Genomic DNA, 12,860 nt, shown 5'->3' with positions numbered 1-12,860 from the left:
ATGCTGTATTGTTTGCGTTTCTCAGGGTATAATAAATTAGTTGAAGTTATGTACGTTCATTTGGATATCAAAAAATGTTTAAACAAGCTTTTTTAAGTAACAGGAATATTACAATTCGAAATAATTGCTGTTAGCACTTGTTTTATGCGGCTTTTTTTAGTACACTATTTGAGTACTTGTTTTTAGGGATAAGTTTGCCCTAAAGCAATATGTATTAGCTTTGATGTGAAAGGTTGCGACACACCCGGATGCTTTGCCATGGGTTTGGCGGTAATTTTCACGGAGTTAGTCCTATTTTCAAAATAGACGAAGGAGGGAACACAATGGCAAAACAAAAAATTCGTATTCGGTTGAAGGCATACGAGCATCGTATCCTTGACCAATCCGCAGACAAGATTGTTGCAACTGCGCAAAGAACTGGAGCTACTATTTCAGGTCCAATTCCATTGCCAACTGATCGTACAATCTATACTGTTTTAGCTTCACCACACAAGTTTAAGGATTCTCGTGAGCAATTCGAAATTTTGACTCACAAGCGATTAATCGATATTTTAAATCCAACGCCAAAGACAGTCGATTCATTAATGAAACTCGACTTGCCTAGCGGTGTTGACATTGAAATTAAACTATAATAAATACAATATATCGGAGGTGTACTCATGACCAGAAAAGGAATCTTAGGAAAGAAAGTTGGAATGACACAAGTATTCACTGACAACGGCGAATTAGTACCAGTTACTGTCGTTGAAGTGACACCTAATGTCATTATGCAAATTAAGACCGTTGAAAACGACGGTTACGATTCAGTTCAATTAGGCTATGCAGACAAGCGTACTGTGCTTACTAATAAGCCAGAACAAGGCCATGCAAAGAAAGCAAATACTACTCCTAAGCGCTTCATTAAAGAAATCAAAGATGTTGAGCTGGGAGATTATAAAGTATCTGACGAAGTTAAGGCAGATATCTTCAAACCAGGAGACATCGTTGATGTAACTGGAACCACCAAAGGTCATGGATACCAAGGTAATGTCCATAAAGACGGCCAATCACGTGGACCAGAAACTCATGGTTCTCGTTATCACCGTCGTCCAGGTTCACTTGGTGTCATCATTAACCGAGTTGTTCCCGGCATGAAATTACCTGGTCGAATGGGTAACAAGACTGTTACTATTCAAAACTTAGAGATCGTAAATGCCGATACTGACAATAACGTTCTTTTGATCAAAGGTAATGTACCTGGTGCAAATAAGTCATATATCACAATTAGAAGTGCCGTTCACGGCTCAAAAAAGTAGAAGGGAGGCAACCATAGATGACTGACGTAGCATTATATAAACAAGACGGAAGTAAGAATGGTACTGTTGCATTAAACGATGGTATCTTCGCAATCGAACCCAACAATAACGTTGTGTTTGATGCAATTGTTATGCAACGTGCTTCTTTACGTCAAGGAACACATTCTGTTAAAAACCGTTCAGCAGTTCGAGGCGGTGGAAAGAAGCCTTGGCGTCAAAAGGGTACCGGTAGAGCTCGACAAGGTTCAATCCGATCACCACAATGGCGTGGCGGTGGAATTGTCTTCGGACCTACTCCACGTTCATACTCATACCGTTTGCCTAAGAAAGTTTCACGTTTGGCATTGAAGTCAGTGCTATCAGAAAAGGTTTCAGACGACAAATTAGTTGTTGTTGATACTTTGAAGTTTGATGCACCTAAGACTAAAGAATTTGCTGAATTATTAGACAAATTGAATGTTTCAACTAAGACATTAGTAGTTTTGAAAGACGACAACGAAAAGGCAGTTTTGTCTGCTCGCAACTTGGAAAACGTTAAAGTTGTTTCTGCTCAAGGAATTAACACTTTAGACGTTGCCGATCACGATAAAGTTGTCATTACAAAAGCTGCTCTTTCTCAAGTAGAGGAGGTGCTCGCATAATGGAATCACGCGATATTATTTTACGCCCAGTTATTACTGAGGAAACCACTAGTAAGATGGACGACAAGACATACACATTCGATGTTGATTTACGAGCAACTAAGACCCAGGTTAAAAAGGCCGTTGAAGACATTTTTGACGTTAAGGTTGTCCGAGTAAACATTATGAATGTACGAGGCAAGTTAAAGCGCCAAGGACGTTACGCTGGTTATACCAAGAAGCGTCGTAAGGCAATTGTTACATTGACTCCAGATTCAAAAGAAATCGAATTATTCAACGAAGAATAACGAAAAAAATCTCTAACATAGGAGGGAAACGTTTTGGCCATTAAAACATATAAGCCAACCAGTAATGGTAGACGTAATATGACAAGCTTAGACTACAGTGCAATTACTAAACGTAAGCCTGAAAAGTCTTTACTTGAATCAAAAAGCAAAACAGCCGGCCGTAATAACTATGGTCATATGACTGTTCGTCACCGTGGTGGCGGTAACAAGAATCAATATCGTATTATTGATTTCAAACGAATCAAAGATGACGTTATGGCAACTGTTAAAGCAATCGAATACGATCCTAACCGGACTGCAAACATTGCTTTGATCGTTTATACCGACGGAATCAAATCATACATCATTGCACCTAAAGGATTAAAAGTAGGTGACAAGGTTGAATCTGGTGTTAATGCAGATATTAAGCCAGGTAACACATTGCCATTATCAAACATCCCTGTTGGTACAATCATTCACAACATTGAACTTAAGCCAGGAAAAGGCGGCCAATTAGTACGTTCTGCTGGAGCATCAGCACAGTTGCTTGGTCGTGATGGTAAGTATTCACTTATCAGACTTGCATCCGGTGAAGTTCGTTTAATTCTTAGCACAAACCGTGCAACAATCGGTTCTGTAAGTAATGAAGAACATGAACTTATCAATGTTGGTAAAGCTGGTCGTACACGTTACAAGGGTCAACGTCCTCATGTACGTGGATCTGTAATGAACCCTAACGATCACCCTCATGGTGGTGGTGAAGGTAAAGCACCAGTTGGTCTTCCATCACCATTATCACCATGGGGTAAGAAGACAGTTGGTAAGAAGACTCGTTCTAAGAAATCACGTTCGAACAAGTTTATTGTTCGTCGTCGTAAAGGTTCAAAGATGTAATAGAACGCATTTATTAAAACTTTTAATATTTGTGCAGAGGAGGTTGCAAAATGAGTCGTAGTTTGAAAAAAGGACCATTCGCCGATGAGTACTTACTCAAGAAGGTAGATGCCCAAAAAGGCCAAGACAAGAAAGCTGTTATTAAGACTTGGTCACGCCGATCAACGATTTTTCCTAGCTTCATTGGATATACATTTGCTGTTTATGATGGACGTAAGCACGTCCCAGTTTATGTTCAAGAAGATATGGTTGGTCATAAGCTCGGTGAATTCGTTCCCACTCGTACATTCCATGGTCATGGAACCGACGATAAGAAGACTGTTTAAAAACAAGGAGGATAACAAATGGCTGAACAAGTTACATCAGCAAAAGCAACTGCCAAAACTGTTCGCATTGCCGCACGTAAGGTCCGTCTTGTAGTTGATCTTATCAAAGGTAAGAGTGTTGCTGAAGCAGCCGCAATCTTGGATTTCACACCCCGCGGTGCTTCTCCGGTAGTTTCAAAAGTTCTTAAATCTGCAGTTGCTAATGCAGAAAATAATTTCGATTTAGATAGTGAAAATTTGTTTGTAAGCGAAGCATTTGTTAACGAAGGCCCAACTCTTAAGAGATTCCGTCCTCGTGCCAAAGGCTCTGCTTCACCAATCAACAAGCGTACAAGTCACATTACAATTGTTGTATCAGAAAAAGAGGAGGGATAACGCGTGGGTAATAAGATAAATCCTAATGGTTTACGAGTTGGTATCATCCGTGACTGGGAAGCTAAGTGGTATGCAGGTAAAGATTACGCAGCCTACTTAAAAGAAGATTTACAAATTCGTAAATATATAGAGAAGCGTCTTGCTAATGCGTCTGTTTCTACTGTTGAAATTGAACGTGCTGCAAACCGCGTTAATGTTTCTATCCATACTGCCAAACCAGGAATGGTTATTGGAAAAGGTGGATCTGAGGTTGAAAATCTTCGTAAAGAACTTAATGACCTCACAGGCAAGAGAGTTCACATCAATATTATTGAGATCAAGAAGCCAGATTTGGATGCCAAATTGGTCGGCGAAAACATCGCTCGTCAATTGGAAGGCCGTGTAGCATTCCGTCGTGCAATGCGTCAAGCAATGCAACGAACTATGCGTTCAGGTGCCAAAGGTGTTAAGACTCAGGTTGCTGGTCGTCTTAACGGTGCTGATATGGCTCGTGTTGAATCATACTCAGATGGAACTGTTCCTTTGCATACTTTAAGAGCAGATATTGACTACTCATGGGTTGAAGCTTTTACTACCTACGGATCAATTGGTGTAAAGACTTGGATCTATCGTGGTGAAGTTCTTCCTGAAAAGCCAAAGGACAGCAAAGCTGCTAAAGGAGGGAAATAAACATGTTAGTACCTAAACGTGTAAAGCATCGTCGTGAACATCGTGGCAAGCTCCGTGGAACTGCCAAAGGTGGAAAGACGGTTACTTTCGGTGATTACGGTTTACAAGCACTTGATTCACATTGGATCACAAACCGTCAAATCGAAGCATGCCGTGTGGCGATGACTCGTCATATGAAGCGTGGAGGAAGAGTTTGGATTAAGATTTTCCCTCATAAATCATATACTGAAAAAGGTGTCGGAGTTCGAATGGGTAATGGTAAAGGTACACCAGCTGGCTGGGTTTCACCAGTTAAGCGTGGCAAAGTATTGTTTGAAATTGGTGGAGTTGACAAAGCAACTGCTACCGAAGCATTACGCCTTGCATCAAACAAACTTCCTGTTCGTACTAAGATCATAGAACGTGAGGAAGTAGGTGGCGAATCAAATGAAGGCTAAAGATATCAGTAAGTTAACCACTGCTCAAATGATTGATAAAGAAAAAGATTACAAAGATGAATTGTTCAATCTTCGTTTCCAATTAGCCACTGGCCAGTTGGAGAACACTGCACGCTTGAAGCAAGTTCGTAAGAACATCGCGCGCATCAAGACTGCACTTCGTCAACAAGAACTTAACAAATAGAATACGATAAGGGAGGTATAATTAATGGCTGAAGAACGTAACCAGCGTAAGGTTTATCAAGGACGCGTTGTTTCTGATAAGAGTAACAAGACAATTACTGTTGAAGTTTCAACTTACAAGAAACATCCAACATATGGTAAGCGTGTTAGATACTCAAAGAAATTCACGGCTCATGATGAAAATAACGAAGCTAAAACCGGTGATCTTGTTCAAATTATGGAAACTCGTCCATTGTCAAAGACAAAGCGTTTCCGTTTAATCAAGATTGTTGAAAAAGCAGTTATTATTTAACTTTACTTAATTATCATTATTATCGTATTCGATCCAATGATGAAGGGAGGATATACCTGTGATTCAACAAGAAAGTCGATTAAAAGTTGCCGACAACTCAGGTGCACGAGAATTGTTAACTATTAAGGTTTTAGGTGGCTCAACCAGAAGGTATGCCGGAATCGGTGATACTATTGTTGCTACGGTTAAACAAGCAACACCAGGTGGCGTTGTCAAAAAGGGTGACGTTGTTAAGGCTGTTGTAGTACGTACTAAAGCTGTAACTCGTCGTAATGATGGTTCATACATCCGTTTTGATGAAAATGCTGCAGTTCTTATCCGTGATGACAAGAGTCCACAAGGCACTCGTATCTTTGGCCCAGTTGCTCGAGAATTACGTGACAGCAACTTCATGAAGATTGTTTCATTAGCCCCAGAAGTACTGTAATCACAACCAGGATATAAGGAGGTGCCGTAGATGTTCATTAAGACTGGTGACAAAGTCCGTGTTATTAGTGGTAAGGACAAAGGTAAGGAAGGGACAGTTACTAAGACTATCGCTTCAAAGGATCGTGTGATTGTTGAAGGTATTAACAAAGTTAAGAAGCATACAAAAGCTTCTTCAACTAATCCACAAGGTGGAATTGTTGATGCAGAAGCACCAATTCACGTTTCAAACGTTATGTTAATTGACCCATCAACCAACGAACCAACTCGTATTGGTATTAAAGTTGAAGATGGTAAAAAAGTTCGATACTCAAAGAAGTCGCAAAAAGCGATCGATTAATCACTAAAGAAAGGAGGATACCTTTTAAATGACAAGTCGTTTACAAGAAAAATTCAATAGCGAAATTACTCCATATATGATGGACAAATTTAGCTACAAATCAATTATGCAAGCTCCTAAGATCGATAAAATCGTTCTTAACATGGGTGTTGGTGATGCTGTTACCAATGCCAAGAACCTCGATGAAGCTGTTGCTGAATTAGCCTTGATTTCAGGTCAAAAGCCATTGGTTACTAAAGCCAAGAAGTCAATCGCCGGATTCAGATTGCGTGAGGGTAACCCAATCGGTGCCAAGGTTACATTACGTGGTGAAAGAATGTATGATTTCTTAGATAAGTTAATCAACGTTTCATTACCACGTGTTCGTGATTTCCATGGTGTAAGTACTAGAGCCTTTGATGGTCGTGGTAACTACACATTGGGTGTCCGTGAACAATTGATTTTCCCTGAAATTAATTATGATAATGTTAACCGTGTTCGAGGTTTGGATATCGTAATTGTTACTACTGCAAATACCGATGAAGAGTCACATGAATTATTAGCTCAATTCGGTATGCCATTTGCAAGATAAAGAGGAGGTTTCACATTGGCTAAAAAATCATTAATTGTAAAAAGTGAACGCCCTGCTAAGTTCTCAACACAGAATTACACTCGTTGCGAACGTTGCGGACGACCTCGTTCTGTATACAAGAAATTCCATTTATGCCGTTTATGCATCCGTGAACTTGCCCACAAGGGTCAAATTCCTGGCATGAAGAAAGCTAGTTGGTAATATATTAAAAAGGAGGTTGTGCGCTGATGTCTATGACTGATCCAATTGCAGACTTTTTAACTCGCATTCGTAATGCAAACATGGTTCACCATGAAACAGTTGAAGTTCCTGCATCAAAAATCAAACGCGACATTGCTGAAATTCTCAAACGTGAGGGTTTTGTTCGTGATGTTGAATATATCGAAGATGACAAGCAAGGCGTTATCCGTGTCTTCTTAAAGTACGGCAAGGATAAGCAACGTGTCATCACTGGTCTTAAGAGAATCTCTAAGCCAGGTTTACGTTCATATGTTAAAGCAGATGCAGTTCCTAAGGTTTTAAACGGTCTTGGAATTGCAATCATTTCCACATCAAACGGTGTGATTACAGATAAGCAAGCACGCGCCCAAAAAATTGGCGGCGAAGTGTTAGCTTACGTATGGTAAAAATTCATTAAATTGGAGGTGTGATCGATGAGTCGAATTGGTTATAAAACCATCGAATTACCAAAAGGTGTCGAGGTAAAAGCAGACGGCAACACAGTAACTGTTAAGGGTGCTAAAGGATCTTTGACCCGTGAAATTTCATCACAAATTAAGATGACTATCAAGGGTAACGAAGTTAACTTTGAGCCTATTGGCGATTACAACGATAAAGTACGTGCATTGCATGGTACTACTCGTGCCAATGTTAACAACATGGTCGACGGCGTAACTAACGGTTTCAAGAAAACATTGAAATTGGTTGGTGTTGGATACCGTGCACAACTTAAGGGTAAGAACCTGACTTTAAACGTTGGTTATTCAAACCCAGTTGAAATGACTGTTCCAGAAAACCTTACTGTTGAAGTTCCTGATAACACTACTATTCATATTAGCGGTATCAGTAAACAAGCAGTTGGTGATTTTGCTGCAACAGTTCGTTCAGTACGTTCACCTGAACCATACAAAGGTAAAGGTATTCGTTATGAAAATGAACACATTATTCGCAAGGAAGGTAAGACTGGTAAGTAATAGACTTCCAGCCTAATAAAATTTTGAGGTGACTATTTTGATTTCTAAACCAGATAAGAATAAGAATCGGAAACGACGTCATAATCGTGTCCGTAATAAAATTTCTGGTACTGCCGAGCGCCCACGCTTGAATGTATATCGTTCTAATAAAAACATCTATGCTCAAATTATTGATGACGTAGAGGGTGTAACGCTTGTTAGTGCCTCAACACTTGATTCTGCAATCAGTAGTGGTAACAAGACTGAACAAGCAGCTAGTGTTGGTAAATTAGTAGCTCAACGTGCTAGTGAAAAGAACATTAAGAATGTTGTTTTTGATCGTGGTGGATACTTGTATCATGGTCGTGTTCAAGCTCTTGCAGATGCTGCTCGTGAAAATGGACTAGAATTCTAATAAAGGAGGAATAACCGCACATGAAGAAATTTATTGATCCAGATAAGTTAGAGCTTGAAGACAACGTTGTATCAATCAACCGGATCACTAAAGTTGTAAAAGGTGGACGTCGTCTTCGTTTTGCTGCTTTAGTAGTTGTTGGAGACAAGCACGGACATGTTGGTTTCGGAACTGGTAAAGCTCAAGAAGTTCCAGAAGCTATCCGTAAAGCAGTTGAAGCAGCTCGTAAAAACTTAGTTGAGGTTCCGATTGTTGGTACAACGATTCCTCACGAAGTTATTGGAACATTTGGTGGCGGCCGAATTTTATTGAAGCCTGCTGAAGAAGGTTCTGGAGTAGCAGCCGGTGGTGCCGTTCGTTCCGTTATGGAATTAGCTGGTATCGACGATGTTACTAGTAAGAGACTGGGTTCCAATACTCCTATCAACGTAATCCGAGCAACATTCAAGGGCTTGGTTGAGTTGAAGAGTGCTGAAGAAGTTTCAGCTTTACGTGGGGTTTCAACCCAACATTTGGCTGAATAAGGAGGGTGTTTTAGATGGCTCAATTAAAAATTACTTTAAAACGTAGCGTAACTCATCGCCTTCCAAAGCAACGTAAAATTGTGAAGGCACTTGGTTTGGGTCGTGTTAATAGTACTGTTATCAAGCCTGATAACGAGTCTATTCGCGGGGCTTTATTCCTGATCGCTCACTTAATCGAAGTTGAACAAGTTAAAGACTAATAATTAGTAAGGAGGTGCCAATTTCATGAAATTAAATGAATTGAAGGCTGCTGAAGGTTCTCGTTCATTACGTACTCGTAAGGGTCGCGGCCGTTCTGCCGGTAAAGGTAAGACTGCTGGTCGTGGTCAAAAAGGTCAAAAGGCTCGTAGCAAGACTCGGGTAGGTTTCGAAGGTGGCCAAATGCCATTGTATCGTCGAATTCCTAAACGTGGATTCAACAACATTAGTCGTAAAGAATATGCTGTTGTTAACGTTGTTAAGCTTGAAGCTTTTGATAATGGTACGGAAGTAACTCCAGAATTACTTCAAAAGTCAGGAATTGTTAAAAATGCTAAATCTGGCATTAAGATTCTTGGCGAAGGTAAGCTAACTAAAAAGTTAACCGTTAAGGCTAATAAATTTTCAAAAGCTGCACAATCCGTAATTGAAAATGCGGGCGGTAAAATCGAGGTGGTTTAATGCTTTCGACTTTAGCAAAGGCATTTAAAGTTAAAGATATTCGTAACAAAATGCTCTTTACTTTGTTTGTGTTAGTTATATTCCGTTTGGGAGCTTACATAACTGTTCCCGGGATCAATGCAAAAGCATTAACATCTGTTGCATCTTCAGGCTTGGTTAGTATCCTGAACACCTTTAGTGGTGGTGGGCTTACCAACTATTCAATATTTGCAATGGGAGTATCTCCATATATTACTGCACAAATTATCATCCAATTACTTCAAATGGACATTGTTCCAAAGTATGTCGAATGGGGTAAGCAAGGTGAAGTTGGACGTCGTAAATTAAACCAACATACAAGATACTTAACCGTTGTCCTTGCTTTCTTCCAATCAGTTGGAATTACTGCCGGGTTTAACCAGTTGAGTAGTTTGAATCTTGTTCAAAACCCAAGTATTAAGACTTTCGTTATCATCGGAATTATTTTAACCGGTGGTACGATGTTGACAACTTGGATGGGTGACATGATTACCGAACGTGGTTTGGGAAATGGAATTTCAATGATTATCTTTGCTGGTATCATTGCTAGAATTCCTGTTGGTCTTCAGTCATTGTGGACTCAGTACTTTGTTGGTGTTACCGGCGCTGATTTATGGCAACCAATTCTTTTTGCGGTTGCATTGTTGATCATCGTTTTAGTAATCGTCACTTTTGTTACTTGGGTTCAACAAGCCGAAAGACGTGTTCCTATCCAATACACAAGACGAGTTTCTGGTTCACCTGACAGCAGTTATCTTCCATTGAAGGTTAACGTTGCCGGTGTTATTCCAGTTATCTTTGCAAGTTCATTCATTGCAACTCCTCAAACGATATTGATGGCGTTCACTAATAATTATTCGACTGCAACTTGGTTCCAAGTATTGAACAACTTATTCAATATGCAAACTCCAACCGGAGCAGCTTTCTACACGATTCTGATTATCATGTTCACTTTCTTCTATGCCTTTGTTCAGGTTAACCCAGAAAAGCTTTCTGAAAACCTACAAAAGCAGGGTAGTTACATTCCTGGTGTCTGGCCAGGACATGAGACCCAGTCATATGTTTCCGATCTGTTGATGAAGTTAAGTACCGTTGGTGCTTTGTTCTTAGGGGTTGTTGCTTTAATTCCTTTGATCGCACAGAACCTTTGGAACTTGGATGAATCAATTGGATTAGGTGGAACTAGTCTACTGATCGTTGTTGGTGTTGCAATTGAAACCATTCGTCAGATTCGAGGCTTAATGATGAAGCGTGAATACGTCGGATTCATCCATGGCACTCGACCAACTGATGAATAACTTCAATTAATTTCACTATTAACGAGGAGGAAAAAGAAATGTCATTAAATTTGATTTTGATGGGATTACCTGGTGCAGGAAAAGGTACTCAAGCACAATTTATTGTGGACAAGTATCATGTTCCTCATATTTCAACAGGTGACATGTTCCGTGATGCAATTTCAAACAGCACACCTCTTGGGGTGAAAGCTAAAGCATTCACTGATAAAGGAAATCTTGTTCCGGATGAAGTTACAAATGGAATTGTCAAAGAAAGATTAGCTAAGCCTGATACAAAGCCTGGATTCCTATTAGATGGATATCCAAGAACTTTGGAACAGGCAGAAGCTTTATCTCAAATGGCTAAAGATTTGGATAAGCCACTCACTGCAGTTATCAACATTGATGTTGATCCTAAGCTGCTTACTGAGCGTTTATCAGGTCGATTCATTTGTAAGAAGTGTGGTGCTACTTACCATAAGTTGTATCATATGCCAAAAGTTCCCGGTACCTGCGACATTTGTGGTGGTCATGAATTTTATCAACGTGAAGACGACAAGCCAGAAGCTGTTAAAAATCGTCTGAAAGTTAATGTTAAAATGAATACACCTTTGATTGCATACTATAAGGAACGAAATTTATTATTCAATGTTGATGGAAGCAAAGACATTGATGCCGTTTGGCAAAAAGTCGATCAAATCTTAAGTACACTCTAAGCCTGAACAATTAAGTGTTGAGTCGGTTAGATTGATGAAATATAATGAATGTGTTAAACTGTCAAAGGTTTGTCAAGATTAATTTAATTTATTCAATCTAATTTAACATTGGAGGTGTAATTGAGTGGCTAAAGATAATGTTATTGAAGTTGAAGGTAAAGTTGTCGAAACATTGCCTAATGCAATGTTTCGTGTAGAACTGGAAAATGGACATGAAATTCTAGCCCATGTTTCCGGAAAAATTCGTATGCATTACATTCGAATTCTTCCTGGAGATAAGGTTACTGTTGAAATGTCACCTTATGATTTAAGTAAGGGACGTATTACTTATCGATTTAAGTAGTCCTTTTTCGTCATTTGTTTTCGAGGAGGGTTTTAAAAATGAAAGTACGACCATCAGTACGAAAAATGTGTGAACATTGCAAGATCATCAAGAGAAAAGGCCGAGTAATGGTTATTTGCTCAGCAAACCCAAAGCACAAACAGCGCCAAGGTAAATAAACAAAAACAGGAGGTGTATGCTCAATGGCTCGTATTGCCGGAATTGATTTACCCCGTGACAAGCGAATTGTCATCGGTTTAACTTACATTTTTGGTATTGGTAACACAACTGCTCAGAAAATCTTAGCTAAGGCTGGAGTTTCTGAAGATGTTCGTGTACGTGATTTAACACCAGACCAAGAAGATAAGATCCGTGAAGTTGTCGGCGATCTCAAAATCGAAGGTGACTTACGTCGTGAAGTAAGTATGAACATTAAACGACTCCAAGAAATTGGATCATATCGTGGAATGCGTCATCGTCGTGGACTGCCAGTTCGTGGTCAACATACCAAGAACAACGCCCGCACTCGTAAAGGCAGCAAAGTTGCTGCTGGTAGAAGAAAATAATTAAAGAAGGAGGTCATCAGTTTTTATGGTAAACAAAAAGACAAGTCGTAAGCGCCGTGCTAAAAAGAATATTGCTGCTGGTGTTGCACATATCCATTCAACATTCAACAATACTTTAGTTATGATTACCGATACCACTGGTAATGCGGTTTCTTGGTCATCAGCTGGTGCATTAGGCTTCCGTGGAAGTCGTAAGTCAACTCCATTTGCTGCACAAATGGCTGCTGAAGCAGCTGCAAAGGCATCAATGGAACATGGTATGAAGTCCGTTGAAGTTGCTGTTAAAGGACCAGGTTCAGGTCGTGAAGCTGCCATTCGTGCACTTCAAGCAACTGGACTGGAAGTTACTGCTATTCGTGATGTTACTCCGGTACCTCACAATGGTTCTCGTCCTCCAAAGCGTCGTCGAGTTTAATTAAGACATTCAATATAGTGAATTTTACTTTGTTTAAGCATATTGATATTTTGCATGAAG

The 12,860-nt window shown here is 39.8% G+C and carries 27 protein-coding genes; all 27 read left to right on the top strand.

Going from position 1 to position 12,860, the window contains the following annotated elements; translation table 11 throughout:
- Positions 1–323 precede the first annotated feature (323 nt).
- The 27 genes from rpsJ to rpsK all read left to right on the top strand — a co-directional run bounded on the left by rpsJ (position 324) and on the right by rpsK (position 12,800).
- The gene (gene rpsJ, locus DNL43_RS01075; protein WP_013728505.1) at positions 324–632 is read left to right on the top strand and encodes a 30S ribosomal protein S10; all 309 of its coding nucleotides are present in this window, start codon (positions 324–326) and stop codon (positions 630–632) included.
- Between the two features lie 27 nt (positions 633–659).
- A complete protein-coding gene (gene rplC, locus DNL43_RS01070; RefSeq protein WP_056983240.1) occupies positions 660–1,295 on the top strand; it encodes a 50S ribosomal protein L3 in 636 nt (211 codons plus the stop codon).
- A gap of 17 nt (positions 1,296–1,312) precedes the next feature.
- Positions 1,313–1,936, top strand: coding sequence for a 50S ribosomal protein L4 (gene rplD, locus DNL43_RS01065; protein ID WP_054769039.1), 624 nt, complete (start codon positions 1,313–1,315; stop codon positions 1,934–1,936).
- The gene (gene rplW, locus DNL43_RS01060) at positions 1,936–2,223 is read left to right on the top strand and encodes a 50S ribosomal protein L23 (protein WP_056983238.1); all 288 of its coding nucleotides are present in this window, start codon (positions 1,936–1,938) and stop codon (positions 2,221–2,223) included. The genes rplD and rplW overlap by 1 nt, the downstream gene beginning before the upstream one ends.
- Before the next feature lie 33 nt (positions 2,224–2,256).
- Positions 2,257–3,096: a 50S ribosomal protein L2 gene (gene rplB / locus DNL43_RS01055; RefSeq protein WP_054769038.1), complete on the top strand. Its 840-nt coding sequence runs from the start codon at positions 2,257–2,259 to the stop codon at positions 3,094–3,096.
- A 50-nt stretch (positions 3,097–3,146) separates the two neighbouring features.
- Positions 3,147–3,422, top strand: a complete 276-nt coding sequence (gene rpsS, locus DNL43_RS01050; RefSeq protein ID WP_020281108.1) for a 30S ribosomal protein S19 — start codon at positions 3,147–3,149, stop codon at positions 3,420–3,422.
- A gap of 18 nt (positions 3,423–3,440) precedes the next feature.
- Positions 3,441–3,797: a 50S ribosomal protein L22 gene (gene rplV, locus DNL43_RS01045; protein WP_013728499.1), complete on the top strand. Its 357-nt coding sequence runs from the start codon at positions 3,441–3,443 to the stop codon at positions 3,795–3,797.
- A gap of 3 nt (positions 3,798–3,800) precedes the next feature.
- Complete coding sequence (gene rpsC, locus DNL43_RS01040; protein WP_054769037.1) at positions 3,801–4,466, top strand: 30S ribosomal protein S3; 666 nt, start codon at positions 3,801–3,803, stop codon at positions 4,464–4,466.
- A gap of 2 nt (positions 4,467–4,468) precedes the next feature.
- Positions 4,469–4,903: a 50S ribosomal protein L16 gene (gene rplP, locus DNL43_RS01035; protein WP_054769036.1), complete on the top strand. Its 435-nt coding sequence runs from the start codon at positions 4,469–4,471 to the stop codon at positions 4,901–4,903.
- Positions 4,893–5,087, top strand: a complete 195-nt coding sequence (gene rpmC, locus DNL43_RS01030; protein ID WP_008855795.1) for a 50S ribosomal protein L29 — start codon at positions 4,893–4,895, stop codon at positions 5,085–5,087. The genes rplP and rpmC overlap by 11 nt, the downstream gene beginning before the upstream one ends.
- A 24-nt stretch (positions 5,088–5,111) precedes the next feature.
- Entirely contained in the window at positions 5,112–5,378 is a 267-nt protein-coding gene (rpsQ, locus tag DNL43_RS01025) for a 30S ribosomal protein S17 (protein WP_054769035.1), read from the top strand.
- A 58-nt stretch (positions 5,379–5,436) separates the two neighbouring features.
- The gene (gene rplN / locus DNL43_RS01020; RefSeq protein WP_013728495.1) at positions 5,437–5,805 is read left to right on the top strand and encodes a 50S ribosomal protein L14; all 369 of its coding nucleotides are present in this window, start codon (positions 5,437–5,439) and stop codon (positions 5,803–5,805) included.
- Positions 5,806–5,835: 30 nt separating this feature from the next.
- Positions 5,836–6,144, top strand: a complete 309-nt coding sequence (gene rplX, locus DNL43_RS01015) for a 50S ribosomal protein L24 (protein ID WP_008855792.1) — start codon at positions 5,836–5,838, stop codon at positions 6,142–6,144.
- A 28-nt stretch (positions 6,145–6,172) separates the two neighbouring features.
- Positions 6,173–6,715, top strand: coding sequence for a 50S ribosomal protein L5 (rplE, locus tag DNL43_RS01010; protein WP_054769034.1), 543 nt, complete (start codon positions 6,173–6,175; stop codon positions 6,713–6,715).
- Between the two features lie 15 nt (positions 6,716–6,730).
- The gene (locus tag DNL43_RS01005; RefSeq protein WP_003635667.1) at positions 6,731–6,916 is read left to right on the top strand and encodes a type Z 30S ribosomal protein S14; all 186 of its coding nucleotides are present in this window, start codon (positions 6,731–6,733) and stop codon (positions 6,914–6,916) included.
- A 26-nt stretch (positions 6,917–6,942) separates the two neighbouring features.
- Positions 6,943–7,341 (top strand): 30S ribosomal protein S8, encoded by a 399-nt coding sequence (gene rpsH / locus DNL43_RS01000; RefSeq protein WP_056983236.1) that lies wholly within the window; start codon positions 6,943–6,945, stop codon positions 7,339–7,341.
- Positions 7,342–7,368: 27 nt separating this feature from the next.
- Positions 7,369–7,908 (top strand): 50S ribosomal protein L6, encoded by a 540-nt coding sequence (rplF, locus tag DNL43_RS00995; protein WP_054769032.1) that lies wholly within the window; start codon positions 7,369–7,371, stop codon positions 7,906–7,908.
- A gap of 28 nt (positions 7,909–7,936) precedes the next feature.
- Positions 7,937–8,302, top strand: a complete 366-nt coding sequence (rplR, locus tag DNL43_RS00990; protein ID WP_054769031.1) for a 50S ribosomal protein L18 — start codon at positions 7,937–7,939, stop codon at positions 8,300–8,302.
- 20 nt (positions 8,303–8,322) lie between these two features.
- On the top strand, positions 8,323–8,826 hold the full coding sequence (gene rpsE / locus DNL43_RS00985) for a 30S ribosomal protein S5 (RefSeq protein WP_054769030.1): 504 nt from the start codon (positions 8,323–8,325) through the stop codon (positions 8,824–8,826).
- A gap of 14 nt (positions 8,827–8,840) precedes the next feature.
- Positions 8,841–9,026 carry a 50S ribosomal protein L30 gene (gene rpmD, locus DNL43_RS00980; protein ID WP_054769029.1) on the top strand — a complete coding sequence of 62 codons (186 nt, stop codon included), beginning with the start codon at positions 8,841–8,843 and terminating at the stop codon, positions 9,024–9,026.
- A gap of 25 nt (positions 9,027–9,051) precedes the next feature.
- Complete coding sequence (rplO, locus tag DNL43_RS00975) at positions 9,052–9,486, top strand: 50S ribosomal protein L15 (protein ID WP_054769028.1); 435 nt, start codon at positions 9,052–9,054, stop codon at positions 9,484–9,486.
- Positions 9,486–10,802 carry a preprotein translocase subunit SecY gene (gene secY / locus DNL43_RS00970; protein WP_056983234.1) on the top strand — a complete coding sequence of 439 codons (1,317 nt, stop codon included), beginning with the start codon at positions 9,486–9,488 and terminating at the stop codon, positions 10,800–10,802. Before rplO ends, secY begins: the two co-directional genes overlap by 1 nt.
- A gap of 38 nt (positions 10,803–10,840) precedes the next feature.
- The gene (locus DNL43_RS00965) at positions 10,841–11,497 is read left to right on the top strand and encodes an adenylate kinase (RefSeq protein ID WP_054769027.1); all 657 of its coding nucleotides are present in this window, start codon (positions 10,841–10,843) and stop codon (positions 11,495–11,497) included.
- Between the two features lie 124 nt (positions 11,498–11,621).
- Positions 11,622–11,840, top strand: coding sequence for a translation initiation factor IF-1 (infA, locus tag DNL43_RS00960; protein WP_008855782.1), 219 nt, complete (start codon positions 11,622–11,624; stop codon positions 11,838–11,840).
- 38 nt (positions 11,841–11,878) lie between these two features.
- Entirely contained in the window at positions 11,879–11,998 is a 120-nt protein-coding gene (gene rpmJ / locus DNL43_RS00955; RefSeq protein ID WP_013728483.1) for a 50S ribosomal protein L36, read from the top strand.
- 24 nt (positions 11,999–12,022) lie between these two features.
- Entirely contained in the window at positions 12,023–12,385 is a 363-nt protein-coding gene (rpsM, locus tag DNL43_RS00950; protein WP_056983232.1) for a 30S ribosomal protein S13, read from the top strand.
- A gap of 25 nt (positions 12,386–12,410) precedes the next feature.
- Positions 12,411–12,800, top strand: coding sequence for a 30S ribosomal protein S11 (gene rpsK, locus DNL43_RS00945; protein WP_013728481.1), 390 nt, complete (start codon positions 12,411–12,413; stop codon positions 12,798–12,800).
- Positions 12,801–12,860 lie beyond the last annotated feature (60 nt).

Origin of the sequence: Lentilactobacillus kefiri (assembly GCF_009739535.1) — a bacterium.
Classification (GTDB): domain Bacteria; phylum Bacillota; class Bacilli; order Lactobacillales; family Lactobacillaceae; genus Lentilactobacillus; species Lentilactobacillus kefiri.
The sequence above is the reverse complement of the archived record's forward strand: the minus strand, read 5'-3'. Positions and strand labels throughout refer to the sequence as shown.

Bases quoted from the DNA above. Each gene is read 5' to 3' on its own strand.
- rpsJ (WP_013728505.1), top strand. From the start codon at position 324: ATGGCAAAACAAAAAATTCGTATTCGGTTGAAGGCATACGAGCATCGT.
- rplC (WP_056983240.1), top strand. From the start codon at position 660: ATGACCAGAAAAGGAATCTTAGGAAAGAAAGTTGGAATGACACAAGTA.
- rplD (WP_054769039.1), top strand. From the start codon at position 1,313: ATGACTGACGTAGCATTATATAAACAAGACGGAAGTAAGAATGGTACT.
- rplW (WP_056983238.1), top strand. From the start codon at position 1,936: ATGGAATCACGCGATATTATTTTACGCCCAGTTATTACTGAGGAAACC.
- rpsS (WP_020281108.1), top strand. From the start codon at position 3,147: ATGAGTCGTAGTTTGAAAAAAGGACCATTCGCCGATGAGTACTTACTC.
- rplV (WP_013728499.1), top strand. From the start codon at position 3,441: ATGGCTGAACAAGTTACATCAGCAAAAGCAACTGCCAAAACTGTTCGC.
- rplP (WP_054769036.1), top strand. From the start codon at position 4,469: ATGTTAGTACCTAAACGTGTAAAGCATCGTCGTGAACATCGTGGCAAG.
- rpmC (WP_008855795.1), top strand. From the start codon at position 4,893: ATGAAGGCTAAAGATATCAGTAAGTTAACCACTGCTCAAATGATTGAT.
- rpsQ (WP_054769035.1), top strand. From the start codon at position 5,112: ATGGCTGAAGAACGTAACCAGCGTAAGGTTTATCAAGGACGCGTTGTT.
- rplX (WP_008855792.1), top strand. From the start codon at position 5,836: ATGTTCATTAAGACTGGTGACAAAGTCCGTGTTATTAGTGGTAAGGAC.
- rplE (WP_054769034.1), top strand. From the start codon at position 6,173: ATGACAAGTCGTTTACAAGAAAAATTCAATAGCGAAATTACTCCATAT.
- rpsH (WP_056983236.1), top strand. From the start codon at position 6,943: ATGTCTATGACTGATCCAATTGCAGACTTTTTAACTCGCATTCGTAAT.
- rplF (WP_054769032.1), top strand. From the start codon at position 7,369: ATGAGTCGAATTGGTTATAAAACCATCGAATTACCAAAAGGTGTCGAG.
- rpsE (WP_054769030.1), top strand. From the start codon at position 8,323: ATGAAGAAATTTATTGATCCAGATAAGTTAGAGCTTGAAGACAACGTT.
- rpmD (WP_054769029.1), top strand. From the start codon at position 8,841: ATGGCTCAATTAAAAATTACTTTAAAACGTAGCGTAACTCATCGCCTT.
- rplO (WP_054769028.1), top strand. From the start codon at position 9,052: ATGAAATTAAATGAATTGAAGGCTGCTGAAGGTTCTCGTTCATTACGT.
- secY (WP_056983234.1), top strand. From the start codon at position 9,486: ATGCTTTCGACTTTAGCAAAGGCATTTAAAGTTAAAGATATTCGTAAC.
- DNL43_RS00965 (WP_054769027.1), top strand. From the start codon at position 10,841: ATGTCATTAAATTTGATTTTGATGGGATTACCTGGTGCAGGAAAAGGT.
- rpmJ (WP_013728483.1), top strand. From the start codon at position 11,879: ATGAAAGTACGACCATCAGTACGAAAAATGTGTGAACATTGCAAGATC.
- rpsM (WP_056983232.1), top strand. From the start codon at position 12,023: ATGGCTCGTATTGCCGGAATTGATTTACCCCGTGACAAGCGAATTGTC.
- rpsK (WP_013728481.1), top strand. From the start codon at position 12,411: ATGGTAAACAAAAAGACAAGTCGTAAGCGCCGTGCTAAAAAGAATATT.